Source organism: Variovorax beijingensis, from assembly GCF_003951285.1.
Lineage (GTDB): Bacteria > Pseudomonadota > Gammaproteobacteria > Burkholderiales > Burkholderiaceae_C > Variovorax > Variovorax beijingensis.
In genome coordinates this window covers 1-21024 of sequence record NZ_RXFQ01000032.1, presented here as the reverse complement: position 1 = coordinate 21024, position 21024 = coordinate 1, and the positions used below count along the sequence as shown (strand labels likewise).

Below are 21024 nucleotides of genomic sequence, written 5' to 3'. Positions count from 1 at the left end.
TGGTGGGAAACTGGTTGGGTCGATCGTTCATGCAACTGAGTGCAGTCGACAGGACTGCACGTCAGCGGCGTTGGCCTTCGTTGAAATAGCCGTTGCGCCGATCGCTTGCAATATCAGCGTCGCTGCGCTCCGACGGAGTGCCGTAGCCACCGCCGCCGGGAGTGCTCACCTCGATCCAGTCGCCCGCCCTCAGGGCGATGTCGTCGGCTTTCGAAATGTGCTCTGGAGTGAACTCCTTTCCATCCTGGGAGATCACAATCTGATTGGTGGCGCCCGGCTCGCCGCCAAGAATTCCGGGGGGGCCGAACTTCCCGTGATCCATCAGGAAGGACACCTTGGCGGTGCCGCGAAGGAGCCGAATGCGATAGTTGACGCCGAATCCACCTCGATGCTTGCCCGCACCGCCGGAGTCTTCGCGCAGGTTGTAGTGCTCGAAGCGAATCGGGAAGCGTTGCTCCATGATCTCCACCGGCTGGCTCTTGCAGATGCCGATCGTGGAGCATCCATTGGTGATGCCATCGCCGGACCACCAGCCGCCGTATCCGCCGCCAGAAAAGTAGTACATGACGTACTCGCGTCCGTTTTCAGGGTCCACGCCACTGAGGTTCAGGTTTCCGCTGGTCCCTGCGGCAGCGCCGAAAAGCTTGTGTGGAATGGCCTGCGCCAACGCAAGAAAGATCGATTCCATGACGCGCTGAGACACTTCAGCAGCGCAGCCGGCAACGGGCCGAGGGTATTCCGCGTAAAGAAAAGTTCCGTGTGGCTTCTTCACTTCGATGGGCGCGAAGCAGCCGGCATTGATCGGCACGTCGGGAAAGACATGCTTGAACCCGAGGTACACGGACGAGACCGTCGATGCCCAGACCGAATTCATTGGTCCTGTGCATGGCTTGCTCGACTTGGAGAGGTCCACGGTCACCTGGTCGCCGCTGACCGTGACTTCGGCGTGAACCTCAAGCGGTTCATTCACCACACCGTCGCTGTCCATGTAGGCAGTGCTGCGGTAGACGCCGTCGGGAATGGCCCTGATGTGCGCGCGCATCATCTGCTCGGCCCTGCGCTCGAGTTCTTCGATAGCAACGTCCACGACTTCGACGCCATAGCGATCAAGGAGCGCGGTAAGACGCTCAGCGCCCTTCTGCAGGGCCGCAATCTGTGCCTTGATATCCCCGATGCGTTCGTCGGGGATCCGGATGTTCGCGAGAATCAGCTTCACCATTTCGTCGTTCATGACGCCGTCGCGCACGATTCGTACAGGAGGTATGCGCAGTCCTTCCTGGTGAATCTCCGTCGCCGTGCTGCTGAATCCGCCCGGCACCATCCCGCCCGTATCGGGCCAATGTCCCGCATTCGACAGGTAGCACCAGAGCCGACCCTTGTAGAAGAACGGCCTGACCATCTTCACGTCCATCAAGTGCGTGCCGCCCCGATAAGGGTCATTGACGATGATGATGTCGTCCTGACCGAGGTTCGGACACTCCTCAAGGACGCAGCGTGTCGTTTCCTGCATCACGCCGACGAAGATGGGCAGGCCCGTGGCGCCCTGCGCAATCAACCGGCCATCCTTGGCGCCATAGATGCCGTTGGAGCGATCGAACGCCTCCGAGATGACCGGGGAGAAGGAGGTCTTCTCATGGACAAGATCCATTTCATTGCAGACCTGTGCAAGCCCCTTTTCGATGACGATCAAGGTGACGGGATCGAGTGCTCCGCTAACTTTGCTGGTGTTCATGATTTCAGGTTCCGTTGTTCAGTTGGGAATCAGGCATGGAGGTCGATCAGGATGTTCCCGAACTTGTCGACCGTCGCGCGGGTGCCTGGATCGATCACCACGGTCGAGTCGGCCTGTTCGACGATGGCGGGGCCGACAAACACGGCACCGGCGGGCAGCCGCTCGCGGGAATAGATGTTTGTCTCGTGCCAGCGCCCGTCAAAGAAGGCCTTTCTGCTTCCGACAAGTGCGGCTTCCAGGGTGTTGCCTTCATCCGGCCGGAAGATGTCGATGGAGATCCGGTCACGCACCCCGATGACGGTGGTACGAACGTTGGCGAGCACGGGCTTCATCTCAGGAAGGTCAAGCCCGAAGCGGTCGAAATACGCGCGAGCGAATTCCTGGCGAACCTGCTCCTTGTTAAACACGCCCGCGTCGGTGGGCAACTTCATGACGTGGGTCTGCCCCTGGTACATGAGATCGAGTTCGTTGCGCACGACCACTTGCTCGACTGAAACGTTTTCTCGCTTCAACAAGTCCCGCCCCGCATCGGCCTGTGCTTGCATCACCGTGATCACGTCTTGTGGATCCAAGCTATCGAAGGGCGCGTTGACTGTCTGCACGAAGTCGTGCCGCACATCCGAAAGGACGCACCCAAGCGCCGAGGTCAGGCCCGGAAAGCGCGGAACGAGCACCTTGGGAACGCCCACCTCGCGGGCGATCGCCACCGCGTGAAGAGGGCCCGCGCCACCGTAGGGCATGAGAACGAAATCGCGGGGATCCTGGCCCTTGTCAATGGAGATCAAACGGATAGCACCCGCGAGTTCGCTGACGGCAACGCCAACGACCGCTTGAGCCGCCTCAAGAGCGGACATTCCAAGCGCTTTGCCCAGATGTTCCGAGAAGGCGCTTTCGATCTCGCTCAAGGATGCGGGGCTTTCGACGCCAGTGATAGCGTCATGGTTCAGGCGACCAAGCAGGTAGTTGGCGTCAGTCACCGTCGGCAATTTTCCGCCGCGCCCATAGGCGATGGGACCGGGGAAGGAGCCTGCGCTTTCCGGCCCGATGCGCAGCATGCCCGCCGTGTCGACCTTGGCGATGCTCCCGCCGCCGGCGCCCACCGTGTGGATATCGATCATCGGAATGCGGACCGGCAGCGCATAGGCGAGTTCTTTCTCCGCGCTGATCACCGGCTCGCCGTCAGCGATGAGGGCCACGTCATAACTCGTGCCACCCATGTCCCCGGTGATGATGTTCTTGACCCCCGCCGCCTTCGCGATCTGGGAGGCAGCCAGGACACCCGCGGCCGGCCCGGACATGACAGTGTGCGCAGCGTGGTCGCCCACCACTGACGCGGCCATCATTCCGCCGTTGGCCTGCATGATCATCAGTTCGTTCTTGAAACCCTCGGCAGCCAAGAGTTCGCCGACACGGCGCACATAGCTCGTCACGATAGGGCGGATCGCTGCGTGCACTGCCGCGGTGCTGCCTCGCTCGAACTCCCGCATTTCACGCACGCATTCGTGGCCGGCCACCACGTCTGCGGTGTGCCAGAGCTTGCGGACGATTTCGGCAGCGCGCTTCTCGTGCTCCGGGTTGGCGTACGAATGCAGGAAATGGATCACTACGGACTCGACGCCCCGGAGTCGAAATTGCTCGACCGCAGCGACTACATCCTCTTCATGGAGTGGCTCGACGATGCCGCCGTTCGAATCCATCCGCTCACGGACTTCAATCCGGTCCTGCCGCTCGATGAGCGGCCGAAAGGTGCCCGACAGACCGTACGAGTTGGGGCGTGTGCGTCGGCCCAGCTCAAGTACATCCCTGAACCCTTGGGTCGTGATCAGTCCGCAGCGAGCACCCTTGTGTTCGAGCACAGCATTGGTTCCGGCGGTCGTACCGTGGACGAGCCAGGAGATCTCGGACGGCGAGACGCCCAGTTTGGCGATTCCTTCCAGAAAACCCTTCGCCCGATCGTCGACCGTGGTCGGCACCTTGGCGGTCCTGAAGATGCCCTTGTCGCTGTCGACAAGCATGAAGTCCGTGAACGTGCCACCGACGTCGACTCCAACATTGATTGAACTCATTGCATTCCTTTCTGGTTTCGCTTTTCGAGACAATGTTCTCGTTTTATGATATTCTTCGCGAAGTGCCTTCAGAGCGCAAGACTTTTTTGACTAGGGATATCCCCGGGAGATCAATGCAATGGCGAAAAGCCGTCAGGCGGGCTGAGTCCGCACTTCCTTCCGGGGAAACACGCGAGATGCGATGATTGGCTTTGCAAACACACTGGAGATGAAGTGACAAACGCAAACGACGTGAGTGGTCCCCTTGACCGCTACTTGTCGATCCTTGAAGTTGTGCTCGCCTCGAAACAGGGGCTTACCTTGGCGGAGCTTTGCAAGATCCTCGACCTGCCCAAGCCCACGGCACACCGCCTGGTGTCTGCGCTAAGCAGCGCCAAGGCGCTTGAGGTTGCTGACGAAGGCCTGAAGACCTACCGCGTCGGTGCGCGCATGTCGCGGATGCTGCAGCTCGGACGCAGTGACAGCGCCCTCATCAACTACTGCCAGGTGGTGTGCAACGAACTTGTGAGCGAGCTCGAAGAAACCTGTTACGTGGTCAAGCTCACGCCGCAATCGGCGCACACGATCGCAGTGGCCGTCACCGAGCATGGGTACAGGATGCACGTCGGCGAAGGTGCCGTGATGCCGATGCATGCGGCAGCTTCTTCCAAGATATTGCTTGCGCACCAGGACGAGGCATCTCGACGGCGCTACCTCAGCGGACCGCTCGAGAAGCTCACGCCCTTCACGATCACAAGCGTTCGCCAGGTCCTCACCGAAATCGAAAAGGCCAAGAAGGACGGCTACGCCACTTGCGTGGGTGAAGTGGATCCGTCCACCAAAGCGTATGCGGTGCCCGTCTCTTCTCCAGTGGGCGTCTTCTATTCGGTAGGCGTTACCGGACCGCAGTTCAGAATCGACAAGCGACCCATGGCATATTGGATCGAACACCTGCGAGACGCCGCCCAGAAGCTGGAACGCATTCTGGAGATGCCACACCTCGACGGCGCGCAATTTGCCACTGGGCCGAGGGGTGCAACGGCCCGCCGTCCCGAGCGCAAGGCAGCTGGCTGACAGCACCGCTGTTCGTCGAAGGCGTCAGGAGTTTGGCCGCGTCATACCGGATGGCCCGTCGCTGGAACTTTCACAACTAGTGATTGTTCCGAGGCAAACCGAACGTCTCATGAACTCTTTGGTACTTCACGGCGGGGGTCAGGACCATTCCTTCAGACAGCTCCGAAACGAGATTGCGCTGAATTTCCTGCCACGGCGTTTGGCTCGGGGGAATCGGATACCCTCCGGCGGCCTCCAGTGCGGCGCGGCGGCGATGGAGCTCGATGTCAGATACCATCAAGTTGACCGTTCTGAGCCCCACGTCGATCCTTATCCGGTCGCCGGTCTGGATCAAAGCCAGGTTGCCGCCCGTGGCAGCCTCAGGTGACGCATTCAAAATCGACGGTGACCCTGAGGTGCCGGACTGACGTCCATCCCCAATGCACGGCAGTGCCGTGATCCCGCTCCTGAGAAGATGGACAGGTGCGCGCATGTTCACCACTTCCGCTGCGCCGGGAAACCCCACGGGGCCCACTCCGCGCATGAAAAGAATGCTGGAGGTCGTCACGTTCAGGGCCGGATCGTCTATTCGCGACGCGTAATCTTCCGGACCGTCGAAGACGACGGCATCGCCCTCGAACGCCATCGGGTCGGCCGGATTCTCGAGGTACGTGCGGCGGAACTCCGGCGTCAGCCCACTGGTTTTCATGATGGCGGAGTCGAAAATATTTCCTTTGAAGTTCAGGAAGCCTGCACTCTCCTTCAAAGGCGCATCGTAAGCAGCTATGACATCGCGGTCCGCGCTCACAGAGCCCAGACAGTTCTCCCTGAGAGATCTGCCGTTGGCCGTTATTGTTTCCCTGATCAGTCCCTTGCCTGCGAGCTCGGCGACGACCGCCTGAAGGCCACCGGCACGGTAGTACTCTTCGGCAAGATACTTTCCCGCTGGTTGGAGATTGACGAGCAGCGGAATCTCATAGCCGATATTTTCCCAGTCATCGTTGTCCAGTTTCACGCCCATGTGCCGAGCGATCGCATTGAGATGGATGGGCGCATTGGTCGAGCCACCAATGGCAGAGTTCACAACAATTGCATTCTCGAAAGCTCCGCGGGTCATGATGCCGGAAGGCTTCAAGTCCTCCAACACCATCTCGACGATCCGCCGGCCGGTCAGATAGGCCATTTCCTGCCGGTCGCGATAGGGAGCAGGAATCGCAGCACTGCCGGGCAAGCACATGCCCAGCGCTTCGGCCAGCGTATTCATCGTCAAAGCCGTTCCCATCGTGTTGCAATGGCCCGTGGAAGGCCCGGACGAGCCGACGATCTTCAGGAACTCCCTGTAGCCGATATCCCCGGCCGCATGGAGCTCACGTGCTTTCCATAGCGCAGTGCCGGAGCCCGAGCGCTCGCCTTGGTACCAGCCGTTGAGCATAGGCCCGGAATTCAAGGCGATGGCGGGAATGTCCACAGTTGCAGCCGCCATCAATTGCGCAGGGGTCGTCTTGTCGCAGCCGGTCGTAAGAACACATCCGTCCAGTGGATAGCCGTAGAGTATCTCGACAAGCGACAGATATTGCAGGTTCCGATCGAGCGACGCGGTGGGTCGCTTGCAAGTCTCTTGAATCGGATGGATAGGAAACTCGAAGGCAATCCCCCCAGCATCTCTGATGCCCTCTTTGACACGTTGCGCCAGCACAATGTGATGTCGGTTGCAAGGAGCGATGTCCGAGCCGGTTTGTGCGATGCCGATGACCGGTCGACCGGACTGCAGTTCGTCGAACGAAAGGCCGTAGTTCATCAACCGCTCGATATACAGTGCAGTCAGTTCTGCATTGTCCGGGTTGTCGAACCATGACCGAGAACGCAAAAGCGTCTTGAGACCCTTGGACGCCCTCTTTTCGGATTCGTTTCGTTCACCAGGGCAAGAGTGGCTTGTGCTTTGAATCATCGGGGAATCTATAGGTAGAACAATGCGATGCGCATCTAGTAAAGTCCGCGCATCTGTGCATTCACACGCGTGAGGCCCAGAATCGCATCAATGGTTGGAGTAGGCACTCCCACAAGACGGCCGAGTTCGCTTACGGCACCAACGAGTGCATCGAGTTCGATCTTTCGGCCCGCGTCGGCATCCTGCAGCATCGAACTCTTGAATGCCCCCAAACTCCCGAGAAGCTGCAGCCTGCTCTCCGGACTCTCATCGATTGATACTCCCAGCCTACGACCCAGCGTCCGCGCCTCCAGCATCATTTTTGTGAGCAACTCACGCAGATCCGAATCGGCAATGATCCTGTCGACGGTTGCGCCGGTGAGTGAGCTGATGGGATTGATGCAGAGATTGCCCCAAAGTTTGTACCAGACGTCGTTCTGGATCTGGCTCGATGCATGCGTCTCGATCCCGGCAGAGTTGAACAGGTCGACAAGACTTCGAACACGGCTGGTGTATCCGCCGGAGGGCTCGCCAAGGATGAGCTTGTTTCCGCTGAATTGATTGATCACAGCAGGTGCCTCGAGAATGCAGGCAGCATGAACGACGCATCCAACGACTTGCCTCGGTGGGATGGCCCGCGCAATCGCTCCACCCGGATCTACACTTTCGATCTGCGTACCGGCTAGGCTGTCCCCGAACCGATGGAAGAACCACCAGGGCACACCGTTCATCGCGGCAACGACGACCGTATCCGGTCCAAGAAGTGGCTTCATCTGAGCGGCGGCACCCCGGAGTGCAGGCGCTTTGACCGCGAGCACCACCAGATCCTGGATACCCAGCCTGGCGGCGTCGCACTCGACGTTCACGGAGGCCTGGAGCCTTTCTCCATTGGAGATGAGCGTGAGGCCGTTCGATCTGAGGGCTTCGAAGGTATTTCCACGCGCAATGACGTTTATAGAAACGCCCGAGTTGGCGAGACGAGCGCCTATCCAACCACCAATGGCACCAGCCCCGAAGACGGTTACCTTCATTCTGATTTCACAGCCCATGGTTTCAGTCTCAAAGGACTGTTCAACATTGCGCAACAAGCATCTGCGGGCTTGATCGCTCCGGGTCCAAAGCACGCACGGGAGCTTTCCTGCGAGGCGGCTATTTCTTGGCAGCCTCAATAGCGCTCAGGATCTTGTCGGTCCATTCCTTGCTTACGCTGGTCTCCAGGTACTTCCGAACGGGCGGCTGGGTGGCGTTGCGGAACTGATCCACTTCCGCAGGAGTCAGCTCGGTCACCTGCATACCCTTCTCGGACAGGACCTTCTTGGCCGACAAGTCCAAGCTTCTGGTCATGTCTCGATGAACCACCTTCGCCTTCTCCACGCCTGCATCCACGGCCAGGCGTTCTTCGTTCGTCAGGCTCTTGTAGAACCGGTCATTGATCAAGTAACCGAAGAAGCCGTAGATGTGGCCATCCAGGGTCGCATACTTCTGGTGCTGGTACAGGCTTGCCGACATGATCGTCGTCACGCTGTTTTCCTGGCCGTCGGCCGTTCCTTGCGCCAGCGCTGCCGGCGTTTCTCCCCAGTCGATGGCGGTAGGGCTGGCGCCCAGCGCCTTCACAAGCTCGATGAACACCGGGCTGGGCTGCACGCGGATCTTGAGACCCTTCATGTCGTCCGGCGTTCTGATGACGCGCTTCGAGTTCGTGAAATGGCGGACCCCGTTGTCCGCGTAGGCCATGAGCCTGATGCCTGTCTTCTTCTTCAGGTCTTCGCCCAGTTCCTTGCCGAATGGTCCGTCGAGCACCGCATAAGCGTGCGCATGCGACTGAAACATGTACGGCATGCCGAAGATGTTGAACGGCCGATAGACGCCGGAAACGCCGCCCTCATGCACGACGCCGAGTTCGACGGTGCCGAGTCGCAAGCCTTCCATTATCTGCTGTGCGCTTCCAAGCTGACCGGCGGGATAAATCTCGACCTTGATCGAGCCGCTGGTGGCCTTCTCCACATGTTCTTTGAAGGTGACAGCCGATGCATGCATCGACTGGTCCATCCTGGCCGGATGGAAGTGCGCGTACTTGATGATTTTCTGCGCATGCGCTGGCAGCGCACTCAAGCTGGAAAGAATTGCGGCCAGGGAAATGGCTAGGCGCAGACGTGTGTATCGCATGATTTCAGACCCTCAAGCTGTGTTCAGTTCTTGTAGCCAAGAAGCTCCGGAAGCCAGGTCGAGAAACCTGGAACATATGTCAGCAATGCGAGCACCAAGAGCAACGCAGCAAACATTGGGTACGCCTCGCGAACCATCGGTCCCATCTTCACGCCCGATACGGCCGACGTCACGAAGAGCAGGCTGCCGACGGGGGGTGTGATCATCCCGAGAGTCAGGTTCACGATCACAACGATCGCGAACTGAAGCGGCGCGATGCCTGCGGCATCCGCGATTGGCGCCAGGATGGGCACCATGATCATCACACCAGGCAGGGGTTCGATGAAGATACCGACGAGCAACAGCAGGACGTTGACAGCCAGCAGGAGCGTGAACGAAGAAAGGTGCATGCCCGCGATCCAAGCGGTCACCAGCTGTGGGATCTGGCCCACGGTTAGTAGCCAGGCAAAGATGGCAGAGGTCGCGACAATGAACAGGATCGACGAGGTCATCAGGACTGTCCGGAACAGGATGGCGGGCAGCATGTCGAACTCGAGCGCCCCATACACGAAGCGTCCAACGATCAGCCCATAGACCACCGCGACTGCCGAGGCCTCCGTGGGCGTGAAGACGCCGAGGTGGATTCCGCCCATGATGATGAACGGCAGGAACAATGCCGGGAGTGATCTGAAGAACAGTCGGAACAGTGGCGTTCCATCGAAAAGTTCGTCCGAGCTTCGATAGTTCCGGCGAACGCTGATGACGTGATTCACCACTGCCAGTGACACAGAGATCATCAGGCCTGGAACGATGCCGGCGACGAAGAGACCGGTGATCGTTACGTCGGGATTTGTCAGTGCGTAGACGATCATGATGATCGAAGGGGGAATGATCGGACCGACGATCGCGGTCGATGCGGTCAGCGCGGCGGCGTACGCGTCGCTGTAGCCGGCCTTCTTCATGATCTTGATCATCATCCCGCCTGGACCGGCGGCGTCGGCGAGCGCTGAGCCGCTGATTCCAGAGAAGAACGTGAGAGTCGCAATGTTTGCATGCCCCAGGCCACCTCGCCTCTTGCCGACCAGACGCGCCGCAAAAGTCAGGAGGACATCGGTCATCGCGCCGCCGGACATCAGCTCGGCCGCGAGGATGAAGAACGGGATTGCAAGCAATGGAAAGCTGTCCAGGCTGCTGAACATGTTCTGAACGACTACGAGGCTGGTCACGCTCGGCATCATGGCCACCGCCACAAGGCCCGCAATCAGCATCGCGAACGCGATGGGCACGCCGAGCACCATCATTCCGATGAAGGTCAAAGAAAGAACCAGGCTCATATTGACCTCAGGAAAGTGCTTGTGGATCGAAGCCTTCGACTCTGTCCCACTGGCCGGTGGCGATCCATCGCATGGCATACATGAAGAGGTGCAGGAGCATCAGCACCCCGCCGATTGGAATCGAGAGATAGATCACGCCGTAAGACCACCCGAGCACTGGAGTCTCTTGCTCCCAGGCGAATTCGGCGTACTGGGCACCTAGCACCGTCATGAACACAATTGTCACGGCCAATATCAGTGCTATGAGCGCTCGAATGCACCGGGCGAACGAAGCGGGCACCGACTCTGCCAATGCATCGATGGCGATGTGGCCGCCCACGCGCAGGGCCATGCCACAGCCCAGAAAGGTGGTCCAGATCATCATGTAGCGCGTGACCTCCTCCACCCATGTAAAGGAGAAAGAAAACATGTACCTCGAAATGACGTTGGCGCTGACAAGGACAGACATGATCGCAAGCATGACAACAAGCAGCCACCTATTGCCTGCGCAGAGCAAGTCATCGAACTTTGCCACTGCGATCCACCATTCGCCTTTGTGCAAGCCGCCGCTCATGGGTCGTATCTGGGTAGACATACTCTGAGCCTTAGTTGTCGTAGCCCGGGCTCACTCGATCCAGACGCCGAAGCAGAGCAGGCCATGAAAGCATGCCGTCCAGAGCGCGTCCGTTCGGGTTGACTTTCGATGTCAGCTGAATCGTGTAGTTCTCGATCTCGGGAGGAATGCGGAGCAACTCGACACCGGAGCTGAGTGCCTTTACCTGCATCTCGCAAGCGCGCTGCAGTGTATAGATGCGCAGAAAGGTATCGGCAACGTTCTCGCCACACGCTAGAAGTCCATGGTTCGCGAGAATCAGAAAATTGCTGGCGCCCAGATGCTGCTGCAATCTAACTTTTTCCTCTGGATTGAAGGAAACGCCTTCATAGGGGTGATACGCAAGACTTTCCCGCACAAATGTTGCTTGCTGCGAGATCGGAAGCAAACCATCTTTCTGCATCGATACGACGATGCCATCTGCCGTATGGACGTGGCAGATGCACTGGACATCCGGACGCACCTCATGGATAGCGCTGTGAATGATGAAGCCGGCAGGATTGATGTCCTGTGCGTCCGACGAGAGCTTATTTCCCGAAAGATCGATCTTCACCAAATTGGAAGCCGTGACCTCATCGAAGAACAGCCCGTAGGGATTGATGAGGAACTCCTCAGTGCCCGGCACCTTTGCAGATATATGGGTGTAGATCAGATCCTCCCAACGGTAGTAGGAGACCAGACGATAGAAGGCTGCCAGCTCGACTCGTGTGATCCACTCGTCCGCAGAAACCTCGCCCTTGAGACTCGGCTGAACGTCTGATGCTTTTGTCGTCATTCGTGAGGATCCTTAAAGTTTGGGACTCGGTTTTTGTCCCATTGCCAGTGGTCGAGACTGGAATCACCAACCATCCTGTAGGTTCCGTAATTCGAGACTTAAAACTCGATTAACGAGATTATCTTTGGCAATCCGATTGTTGTCATAGTGGGGAAATTACTTAGAGCCGCAATGGTGCGTACGCACCACGTGCAGCGCTACCGCACCAGAATGGCTTGTAGAACGATAGTCGTGGCTACTGGCTCATTTCGCCAGCCGACCTCGATGTCAGGAGCGGTGTTATGACGCCAGCACTTCCTGGACGAGGGAATTGATGCCCTCTGGCAAGTGGCGCGCCGCGCGCGGAGTGTCCTGCCGAGCCAACTTCGACGTGGAGCCGGGGGTGCTCAGCGCGCCAAGTCGACGCGGATCGCCGCAGCCTCTTCGCCCTTCTACGTCGTCGTCGAGGCAGAGACAGCGACCTCCCTTGCCGCGGCTATCGACAATGGAGCTTCGTTGACTGGATCAAGCCCATGATGACCGCGGACGTGATGACGCTCGCGGACGAATGGTTGCATTCACGCTATGTGCAGACATGCAACGAGCTCCAACAACCTTTCGCGCAGTATGGATGGGCGTACCTATGCAGGCTGACTGCCCTCGTCGACATCGTGGACGACCAACAGCAGGTGAACTTGCCCGTCCTGACACGGATGCCGGTCGCCACAACGCTCAACGTAAAACCACCGAGCGCCTGCCGGTGCCGCGCTATGGCGATGGACGGTCGAGCCCAGGCTCAGGCTCAACGTGGTTGTGCGTGATGAAACGCCTGAGCTTGGGGGTCAACCACAGCTCCGCGTCCTCCACGAATTCGTAGACGACCGGCACCAATACCAGAGAGAGCAGCGTGGAACTGATCAGGCCACCAATGACAGCCAATGCCATCGGCACCCGGAATTCCGAGCCTTCGCCAATGCCCAAGGCCGTGGGCAGCATGCCCGCCGCCATGGCGAAGGTGGTCATGACGATGGGGCGCGCGCGCTCCCGACAGGCCATCACCAGCGCCTCGTGCTGGCTCACGCCATCGCGCTCTGCCTCAATCGCGAACTCGACCAGAAGGATCGAATTCTTCGCCGCCAGCCCCATGAGCATCAGCAGGCCGATCATCGCGGGCAGGCCCAGTTCCGCGCCGCCCACCAGCAGGCCCAGGAATGCCCCAGCCAACGATAGCGGCAGCGCCGTAAGGATTGTCAGTGGTTTGAAGAAGCTGCGGAACAGCAGCACGAGCACGGCGTAAATCATGCCGATCCCCGCTGCCAGCGCCAGCGCGAAGCTGTTGAACAACTCGAGCTGACTTTCGCTCTGCCCGTAGGCCGGATTCCTAACACCAGGCGGCAGGCTTTTGAGCACAGGAAGATCCTTGATGCGGCTCATGGCTTGGCCGAGGGACACACCGACCAGCTCGGCCTCGACCATGGCACGGCGTTCGCGGTCATAGCGCTCAATGCGCGCTGCGCCGGCCTGGAAGCCGACCTCAGCCACTGCCGATAGTGGTACGGTCGTCCCTGAGCTCGTGGGAACTCGCAAGGCCCCGATCACGCCTAGGTCACCGCGCGCAGCATTGTCCAGCCTCACGCGAACTGTCAAACGTTCAGTACCGGCATTGAACTTCGCGGAGTTCGCATCGATGTCGCCGATAGTGGCCACACGGGCGATTGTCGCCACGCTCTCGGGCGTCACGCCCAGGCGCGCCGCCTCGGCCTGCTTCAGGCGGATAACCAGTTCGATGCCGGGACGAGGCGTTACCTCGTGCACGTTAGCAAGTTCGGGCAGGCTGCGCATCTGCAACGCGAGTGACTGCGCGGCTTGATCGAGTGCCGACCCGTCCTCGCTCGACAGCAGGACCTGGACCAGGGTACTGCCGCCCTGCCCTCCGGGCCCAAAGCTCAGGCGTACGTCCGGAATTGAGAGCAACAGTGGACGGATGTCGGCCTGGAACGCCTGCGTGGTCACCTCGCGATCTGCGCGCAGCAGCACTGTCACCGTGCTGGCACCGGTGGCGCCGGTGGCGAGGGTTCCGAAGACGGTTTGGACGTCCTTGCGTTTTCGGAGTTCGCGGGTAAGGCGATTCGTGGCAGCCTGGATGTCGTCGAGTGTCGCGCCCGGCGCGGCCTCCATCGAAATCTGCACGATGCCGTTGTCGCTGGGCGGTGCGAAGCCCGTGGACAACAGACCCGCCAGGAAAAGTGATCCAACGAAAGCAGCCACCCCTATCGATAGGGAAATCCATCGGTGGTCCAGCGCCCAATCCAGCGATTGGCGGTACCAGCCATGAAACGGTTTGGGTGCCCGGATCTGCGATTGCGGCGCCAGGAAATAGGCACACATCAGGGGCGTCAGCATGCGCGCCACGACAAGCGAGGAGAGTACGGCAACTGCGACCGTGATGCCGAACTCGTAGAAGAACTGGCCTACGTAACCGCCCAGAAAAGATACTGGCAGAAATACCACGACGATCGACAGCGTGGTGGCCGTCACGGCCAGCCCAATAGCGTCGGAGCCCTTGAAGGCCGCTTGGAAAGGCGTCTCGCCGGCATGGATACGCTTCTGGATATTCTCGATCTCGACGATGGCATCGTCCACAAGGATGCCGATCACCAGCGTCAGCGCGAGCAGCGTGATCATGTTGAGGCTGAAACCCAGCAGCGACATGACCGCGAAGGTAGGCACAAGCGAAATAGGCATCGCGACCGCCGCAATGGCCGTGGCACGCCAGTCGCGCAGGAACACGAGCACCACGAGGGCGGCAAGGAACATGCCCTCGATCAACGTATGAACCGTTGCTTGGAAGCTCTGGCGAGTGTTCTCGGCCGATGAAATGATCCGAGTGAAGACGATGCCGGAATTCTGGCCAGCCAGCTTGGCGACCGCCGCGATGGTTGACCTTTCCACAGCCACGTCGGAAGCCGCGTTGGTCTTCATCACCTGGAACCCGACAACAGGCACGCCGTCAAGCAGCGCGAGATCGGTCCGCTCGGCGCCACCGCTGCCGACTTCGGCCAGATCGGCCAGTCGCACTGTCCGTCCATCTCCGGTCGGGATGACGAGTTGGCGCAGGCTCTCGACACTCTGCGCGGCGTTGAGCACACGGACAGTTTGCTGGTTGCCGCCGACCTGTGCGACACCACCGCCGATGTCGGTGCTGAAGCCACGCAGCGCATTGTTGACCTGCGGTGCGGTCAGGCCCAAGGCCTCGACCCGGGCGGGGTCCAGGGTCACGTTGATCTCGCGTGTGACACCTCCGACCCGCGCGACCTTTGCAACACCCTTGGCTCCGATCACCTGACGCGTCACCGTGTCATCAATGAACCGGCTGAGTTCGACATCCGACATGGAAGGCGCCGACACGGCATAGGTCAAAACGGGCAGTGAATCGATGTCGAATCGCCGCACCACCGGCTCTTCGATGCCAAGTGGAAGTGTCGCCCTGACGCTGTCGATGGCGGATCGAACCTCGTCGGTAGCCTTCTGCGGGTCCGCACCGACGGCGAACTCGACAGTGGTCGCGGACAGCCCCAGAGACACCGTGGAGCTGACGTGGTCCACATTGGCGATGTTGGACACTGCCCCTTCGATCTCGCGTGTGACCTGCGTCTCGACCTCCGATGGTGCCGCACCAGCCAGCGTCACGGCGACCTGCACGATCGGGAACGACACGTCAGGAAAGAGCTTGATGGGCAATGCCGCGTAGCCGGCCAAACCGGCAACAAGCAGCGCAAAGAACAGCACGCTGATCGGGATGGGGTTCTTGATGGACCAAGCGGAGATACCGAACTTCATGTCACTTCTCCGGAGTCCCCGTGAGTGTTGCCGATGACTCGGCAATCTCGGTCTTCACTTGGTCGCCGTCGAGCAGAAACGCACCGCCGGCCAAGGCCACTTGAGTGCCAACCGGTGGGCCTTCCACCAACTCCACCAGGCCACCGGATCGCTCGCCGGTCTTCACAGGGATTCTGCGAGCGCGGCTGTCGGCACCGATCACCGTGACTAGAGGACCACTCGCCTCGAACTGCACAGCCTTCTCGGGTACCACAGCCACCGGCACGGACCGGCCCATGAAGGTCGCGCGGGCGAAGCCCCCCACGCGCAGCACGCGATCGGCAGGTAGCGACACCCGCACGCGCCCCAGTTTGGTCTGGGGGTCGATGCGAGGGCCGATCAAGCGAACGACGCCGTCGAGTTCTTTACCGTCCGCAAGGGTTACTTTCACTGGCTGGCGTTCCGCGATGCGCAGGATGGATGCCTCAGGCAACTCGGCCTCGAGCTCGAAAAGGTTGTCGCGAGCGACCCTGAACATGGGCTCTCCACCTGACAACGAACCTGGGCGTGCAGTGCGCTCGATGACCATACCCGACACCGGCGCACGCACGATCATCTGCCCGACCTGGGCCTCGAGTTCGCGCAGCTGAGCCTGTGCAACGCGCGCCTGGCTTCGGCGCTTGCCAATATCCTCGTCGGACATCACGCCCGTGCCATCGAGGCCTTCGACGCGGTCGGCCTCGCTTTTGGCGTTATCCGCCTGCGCTTGCGCCTGAATAAGCCGTTCGTGCAGCAAGGTGTCGTCCAACACGGCCAGGGGTTGCCCGGCCTTCACCCGAGCCCCCTCCTCCACGAAGACACGCAGCACGCGCACGCCGGCTTGCTCTACGCCGACTGCGGCCTCTTCGCGAGCCACCAACAGTCCGGAAGCGGTTGTCGTATTACCGAATGCGACACGCGCGACGTGCGTGACGCTGACGACCCGAGCCGGATCGACGACGCGTTGCACCGGCGCTTCCTTGGAGCATGCGCCCAGGAACGCGGCAGCGCCGACTGCGAGTGTGGAGACGAATCGTCTGGTCATGATGAAGAGCGAGAAGGTGAAGTCGAGGGCGACCATCCGCCGCCAAGGGCCTTGAAGGTCTGCACGGATTGAAGGAGTCTGTCCAGCCTGGCTGTCGTCAATGCCGAGCGCGTCGCGCGCCACGCAGCCTCGGCGTCCAGCAGGGTCTGCAGATCGCCCAGGCCACGCCGATAGCGGATATGCGTCGCGTCAAAGGCGCGCCGGGCACGAACCTCACCAGCGTTCAGGATCTCGACGCGCTGTTGCGCGGCGCGCAGGCGCACGAAGGCGCGGTCCGCCTCTGCGAAGGCCGTCTGGACCGCCGTCTCATAGCGAATCAGCGCCTGATCGACACGAGCACCCTGCAGATCGAGCGCAGCTCGAAGGCGCGGCCGATCGAGCACCGGAATGTCAAGGCCTAGGCCGAGCGTCCAGAAGGAAAGGGAGGTGTTGATGCTGCCGCGCTGCTGCGACAGCCCGAGCGATGGATGAAGTGTCAGCGTCGGAAAGAAGTCGAGCTCGGCCAATCTGACGGAGGCACTGGCGCTGTCGATGCGCGCTCGCGCCTCGCGCACGTCGGGACGGCGGCGCAGCAAATCGCCGGGTACCGCGTCGGGCATGGCCGGGGGCTCTTCCAGGGTGTCGCCCAGTTGCAAGTCGTCTACTGGCAGCAGCCCACGGCCCGTTAGCACCAGCAGTGCACGCCGTGCGGCATACAGATCGGCCTCGAGCGCCATTCGTTGGGCCCGGCTGCGCGCCAGCTCCGCACCAACGCGGTCGGCGTCCGATCCGGCGGCCAAACCGCGTTCGAAGCGCCGTTCGATGAGTTCTAGCAGTTCGCCCTGGATGCGTTCGTTCGCACGCGCATCCTCTAGTTGCACCGTCAAGCCCCGCGCTTCGAACAACGTCTGCGCGACCTGCGCGGCCAACGAGGACCGCGAGGCTTCATATGCGAACCGGGCGGCCGCCAGATCCGCGTCGGCTGCATCACGTGCCGCTGAACGGCGCCCGAATAGATCGATCTCCCAGCTGATTGGCAACGCGAGGTTCCGCGCCTGTGCGACGGGCGGCGAGGGGTCGTCGCCAAGGCTGCGACTCTGGGTTCTTTCGGCGCTTGCCTGCACCCGCCCTTGTGGATCGTAGGCCGTCAAAGCCTGGGCGCGGACGGCCCGCGCCTCATCCAGGCGCGCAAGCGCGAGCCTGGCATCCGTACCGCCCTCCAACGCACGATCCACCAGCAACTGCAGCTGCGCGTCACCATAGCTGGTCCACCAAGTGTCGGGTTCTGTCGGAGGCAGCGGCGCGCTGCTGCCGGCGGCTGCGTAGACCGCAGGCAGCAACAGATCCGGCATGGCCAGGTGTTTGCTGGTGGCGCAACCGAGTAGCCCGATTGCCAGCAGCATGGTCGGCACGAGCCGCAGGACCATGATCGTCGGCGAAATTCGACGGCAGGGCGGAACTGTCACGCAATGAGTTTGAACTCTGGAGCGTCTTTTCACGTCGTCACCCCAGTGCGCGAAGTGGAAGAACGACCAGCGATGCAACCGCGACAAAATGACAAGCAGTTCCGACCATGACAAAGCCGTGCCACAGCGAATGCATACCGGGGACGCGGGACATCAGGTAGAACGGCGTACCCGCCGTGTAGGCCAGCCCGCCTGCCACGATCCAGGCGATGGTGAATGGCGAAAAGCGGTCGAGACACGCCTCTGCGGCAGCGACACCGACCCATCCCAAGGCAAGGTAAATTGCCGCGGACATCCAACGGCCACCGGGGGGTCGAAGAATCTTCAGGACCATTCCGATCAGTGCTGCAGGCCATATGCTCGCGAGCAGAAAAATACCCCAAGCGCCACCCAATGCCACTGCGAACGGCGTGTACGTCCCCGCGATCAACAGATAGATCGCACAGTGGTCGAGGATCCGAAGCATCGGTTTGCGAGCCTCGCTCGTGCTGCAGTGATAGGCCACCGAAGCCGCATACGTCGCCAACACCGTGCCGATGAACGCGCTCGCAGAAAGCATCAGGGCGGCGGAGTCAAGGGCCCGACTCCGGGCAACGAGCCAACACCCGAGCACGATGAAAATCACTAGTCCGCCCGCATGTGTCGTCGCATTCATACGTTCGCCGGGCGGTACCGCGCTGATCCATCGCGACAGCCACATCGGCCGACCACCTGCACCAGGAATACTCCGAGCCGCATCGGATGGGGCGCGGCCCGCTGTGGCGCGCTCAGCACGCGCCGTGCGGGCAGTCTCGGATTGGCTGGTTGGGTGCATCATCTTCACCTACTCAAGGAAAGCAACCCTGCGCATCTGCGGCGCAGCGTCGTGGACGTGGAAGCCCGCACGCCCTGTCTTCTTCAGGGATTGATGGCGGGGTTGAGAAACCGGCGGTTTGGTGAGGTAGTCCATCGGCGCCGCGGTCGTGGCCCGCGACTCGATCGGACATCTCAATGCGTGCGCTGAGCACGAGGACAAGGATGCAGGGATGAGTCGCTCGAATTTCCGGGAATCAGCATCAACCCGTTGACGTCCGGCAGCGTTCGATCAGGCAGCGCTAAACCTGTGCTTTCCGGTATGCATGGCTCCCCTGGGCTTGAAGCAGGCTCGGCATTCATTCGACGATGAAACGCTCCCGAACAAGCGCCTCGCTGATGGATGCAGGCAATTCGGCTTCATCTTCGATCAGCAAAATTTTCATGAAAGACGTCTCGCTAGCAATGGGTGGCCATTACATCTGCCGAACATTGCGGCAACGTTGCGCGTCAGCGAATCGATCGCGACAAGCGCTCAGCAAATAGACGTGAAATCTGAAAAATCCGTGCGAGGGCTGCCAGGTTAAAAATGGGGCACTCGCCCAATGCATATTGGAGCGTCAACGCCAGGTTTGATCGCGCCGATGCACACGAGGTCATAGAGAAGCTCGGATCGGGGAAATTCCAACGCTGCCAAGCGTTGCCCAATCTTTGGCCGCGCACCTGCCAGGCGGCACCGGTAAACGGACACGTGCTCCGACTAAGGCTGAAGCGCAGCTGTAACCGCAGCATCGCCAATGTTCGCTACCGAGGTGAATGCGTCTGGCATTTCAACCGGAAAGCCCTCCAAAGCACTGGTTACGCCGAGGTTGGCAGCTTGCGTTGGGCCTTGGCGACATCGGAGGAGAATGCCGCTTCGTTGAATGGCCATGGTTTTGGTGGCAGGTTCGCCGTGAACGAAGATGGGGGCGACACCGTGAACTCATTGGCGATGGCATCAATTAGTTCATCGGGTGCCCCCTCCAGGTTGTCGAAGAGCGCATAGTCGTTGACCAGATCAGCAAACTTTTCGCCTTCCGGTGTAAGGCAGTTGTAGAGAATAAAAACCAACTCGATCCAGGAGAGTTGCGCGCGCACAAGCGCGACGTAGTGCCACTTCTGAACATCGTCGAGTTCAGAGGCGTCAATCCACCGCAGCAGACGATACAGGGTGCGGAACACCGCATCCAACTCCGATCGATGCGTACGGATGACTTCTTTGTAACCCCAGAGGGCGATGATGAAAACCTTGGAGAAGTTGCCCTTTTCTTCCGCGTCGCCGGCTGCGGATGCCCTGCGCATCTCCCCAAGATGGATCTTCGCTTCCTCTTCGTCGAGAGCCCCAAGGCCTTCGACCTGTTGATGCTTCTGCATCGCAACCACGCTCGAGAAGCGCTGTTCGTACATGGTTGTCAAGGCTTGACGTCCTTCGCCGCCAAGTTTGCTTTTCGTGGCCGAAAGAAGCGAGTGATAGTTGGCCAGCCAAGAGAACAGCGACTGCTCGAATCCCTGAAGCACCGCGCTTCGATGGGCACGCCGCATTTCTTCAAGTGAGGCCTGCAGCTCTTTTCTCTGCAGCATGAGCGTCAGGAAGATCAACGTCACCGTGCCGATCCCGACGAGCGGGTTGATGAGCCCGCCGACGTAGTCTCCGAACGCTCCCCAATCGCTTGGATCGGCGGACATTTTGTGCCCGCCGAAAGCATGGAAGTAACCCAACAGGATGGCCAGTGCGGCGATGATGACGATGGCAACGATCCAATACGCGGCCATGAGCAAATGTTCGCTCGCGAGCTTCTGGGTGTTGGATTCCACCGATCTCTGACCCTAGATTTCCATCGAATACTGACCCACCCGCTTTGTGAGCCCGAAGGCTTCACGGTGTGGATAAGTGCTTGATGTTCTCCTTTTTAGATTGAGGTGTGTGGATCTGCCGCAGATTGCGCCGCTGTTTCCGCGATTTGCTGGCCTCGATCGCGAGCCAGGTCGAGAGCTTGTCGGCATAGGGGTCGAGCTTGCTTGATCTCGCCCGCTTGGCATAGCGCGGCTCTTCTTCACCCGCTCGCAGGTACTTCTTCACGGTGTTGCGAGACAGGCCTGTACGCCTGGCTATCTCGCGGATGGACATCTGCTCGCGCAGGGCCCAGCGTCTGATGACACTCAATGTCGCCACGTTTATCACTCCTAGGATCCCCTGCTTTAAAAATGAGCAGGGTAGGGTTTTACGTGGGTCAGTCTTAGACGGAAATTACTGCGTTTAGAG

14 protein-coding genes and 1 pseudogene are annotated in these 21024 nt (G+C 60.3%); 1 reads left to right on the top strand and 14 read right to left on the bottom strand.

The window, feature by feature from the left end; all coding sequences use genetic code 11:
* Positions 1-61: 61 nt before the first annotated feature.
* On the bottom strand, positions 62-1732 hold the full coding sequence (locus EJO66_RS30980; RefSeq protein ID WP_125967080.1) for a hydantoinase B/oxoprolinase family protein: 1671 nt from the start codon (positions 1730-1732) through the stop codon (positions 62-64).
* Positions 1733-1761: 29 nt separating this feature from the next.
* Entirely contained in the window at positions 1762-3798 is a 2037-nt protein-coding gene (locus EJO66_RS30975; RefSeq protein ID WP_125967079.1) for a hydantoinase/oxoprolinase family protein, read from the bottom strand.
* 213 nt (positions 3799-4011) lie between these two features.
* Here EJO66_RS30975 and EJO66_RS30970 point away from each other — a divergent pair, with 213 nt between their 5' ends.
* A complete protein-coding gene (locus tag EJO66_RS30970) occupies positions 4012-4851 on the top strand; it encodes an IclR family transcriptional regulator (RefSeq protein ID WP_125967078.1) in 840 nt (279 codons plus the stop codon).
* Between the two features lie 76 nt (positions 4852-4927).
* On the opposite strand, the gene EJO66_RS30965 is transcribed toward EJO66_RS30970, so the two are convergent.
* From EJO66_RS30965 to EJO66_RS30910, 12 genes and pseudogenes are all read right to left on the bottom strand, one after another.
* A complete protein-coding gene (locus EJO66_RS30965; RefSeq protein WP_125967077.1) occupies positions 4928-6778 on the bottom strand; it encodes an IlvD/Edd family dehydratase in 1851 nt (616 codons plus the stop codon).
* Between the two features lie 35 nt (positions 6779-6813).
* A complete protein-coding gene (locus EJO66_RS30960) occupies positions 6814-7806 on the bottom strand; it encodes a 2-dehydropantoate 2-reductase (RefSeq protein ID WP_338067601.1) in 993 nt (330 codons plus the stop codon).
* A gap of 100 nt (positions 7807-7906) precedes the next feature.
* Entirely contained in the window at positions 7907-8923 is a 1017-nt protein-coding gene (locus EJO66_RS30955) for a DctP family TRAP transporter solute-binding subunit (protein ID WP_125967076.1), read from the bottom strand.
* Positions 8924-8946: 23 nt separating this feature from the next.
* Entirely contained in the window at positions 8947-10236 is a 1290-nt protein-coding gene (locus EJO66_RS30950) for a TRAP transporter large permease (protein WP_125967075.1), read from the bottom strand.
* A 7-nt stretch (positions 10237-10243) separates the two neighbouring features.
* Positions 10244-10789, bottom strand: a complete 546-nt coding sequence (locus EJO66_RS30945; protein WP_125967074.1) for a TRAP transporter small permease — start codon at positions 10787-10789, stop codon at positions 10244-10246.
* Between the two features lie 31 nt (positions 10790-10820).
* Positions 10821-11603 (bottom strand): class II aldolase/adducin family protein, encoded by a 783-nt coding sequence (locus EJO66_RS30940; protein ID WP_125967073.1) that lies wholly within the window; start codon positions 11601-11603, stop codon positions 10821-10823.
* Between the two features lie 747 nt (positions 11604-12350).
* A complete protein-coding gene (locus EJO66_RS30935) occupies positions 12351-15422 on the bottom strand; it encodes an efflux RND transporter permease subunit (RefSeq protein WP_125967072.1) in 3072 nt (1023 codons plus the stop codon).
* A gap of 1 nt (position 15423) precedes the next feature.
* On the bottom strand, positions 15424-16521 hold the full coding sequence (locus EJO66_RS30930) for an efflux RND transporter periplasmic adaptor subunit (protein WP_125967071.1): 1098 nt from the start codon (positions 16519-16521) through the stop codon (positions 15424-15426).
* Positions 16482-17891 (bottom strand): efflux transporter outer membrane subunit, encoded by a 1410-nt coding sequence (locus tag EJO66_RS30925; protein ID WP_125967070.1) that lies wholly within the window; start codon positions 17889-17891, stop codon positions 16482-16484. The genes EJO66_RS30930 and EJO66_RS30925 overlap by 40 nt, the downstream gene beginning before the upstream one ends.
* Before the next feature lie 76 nt (positions 17892-17967).
* Positions 17968-18585 (bottom strand): PAQR family membrane homeostasis protein TrhA, encoded by a 618-nt coding sequence (gene trhA, locus EJO66_RS30920; RefSeq protein WP_164547957.1) that lies wholly within the window; start codon positions 18583-18585, stop codon positions 17968-17970.
* Between the two features lie 995 nt (positions 18586-19580).
* Positions 19581-20576, bottom strand: coding sequence for a putative phage abortive infection protein (locus tag EJO66_RS30915; RefSeq protein WP_125967068.1), 996 nt, complete (start codon positions 20574-20576; stop codon positions 19581-19583).
* Positions 20577-20685: 109 nt separating this feature from the next.
* Positions 20686-20943: pseudogene (locus tag EJO66_RS30910) on the bottom strand (helix-turn-helix domain-containing protein); the annotation flags it as partial.
* Positions 20944-21024: the final 81 nt, after the last annotated feature.

What these genes read in the sequence shown, in the direction of transcription:
- EJO66_RS30975 (WP_125967079.1), bottom strand. Translation starts at nt 3,798, where the DNA reads ATGAGTTCAATCAATGTTGGAGTCGACGTCGGTGGCACGTTCACGGAC.
- EJO66_RS30930 (WP_125967071.1), bottom strand. Translation starts at nt 16,521, where the DNA reads ATGGTCGCCCTCGACTTCACCTTCTCGCTCTTCATCATGACCAGACGA.
- EJO66_RS30945 (WP_125967074.1), bottom strand. Translation starts at nt 10,789, where the DNA reads ATGAGCGGCGGCTTGCACAAAGGCGAATGGTGGATCGCAGTGGCAAAG.
- EJO66_RS30940 (WP_125967073.1), bottom strand. Translation starts at nt 11,603, where the DNA reads ATGACGACAAAAGCATCAGACGTTCAGCCGAGTCTCAAGGGCGAGGTT.
- EJO66_RS30955 (WP_125967076.1), bottom strand. Translation starts at nt 8,923, where the DNA reads ATGCGATACACACGTCTGCGCCTAGCCATTTCCCTGGCCGCAATTCTT.
- EJO66_RS30950 (WP_125967075.1), bottom strand. Translation starts at nt 10,236, where the DNA reads ATGAGCCTGGTTCTTTCTTTGACCTTCATCGGAATGATGGTGCTCGGC.
- EJO66_RS30960 (WP_338067601.1), bottom strand. Translation starts at nt 7,806, where the DNA reads ATGGGCTGTGAAATCAGAATGAAGGTAACCGTCTTCGGGGCTGGTGCC.
- trhA (WP_164547957.1), bottom strand. Translation starts at nt 18,585, where the DNA reads ATGAATGCGACGACACATGCGGGCGGACTAGTGATTTTCATCGTGCTC.
- EJO66_RS30935 (WP_125967072.1), bottom strand. Translation starts at nt 15,422, where the DNA reads ATGAAGTTCGGTATCTCCGCTTGGTCCATCAAGAACCCCATCCCGATC.
- EJO66_RS30965 (WP_125967077.1), bottom strand. Translation starts at nt 6,778, where the DNA reads ATGATTCAAAGCACAAGCCACTCTTGCCCTGGTGAACGAAACGAATCC.
- EJO66_RS30925 (WP_125967070.1), bottom strand. Translation starts at nt 17,891, where the DNA reads ATGGTCCTGCGGCTCGTGCCGACCATGCTGCTGGCAATCGGGCTACTC.
- EJO66_RS30980 (WP_125967080.1), bottom strand. Translation starts at nt 1,732, where the DNA reads ATGAACACCAGCAAAGTTAGCGGAGCACTCGATCCCGTCACCTTGATC.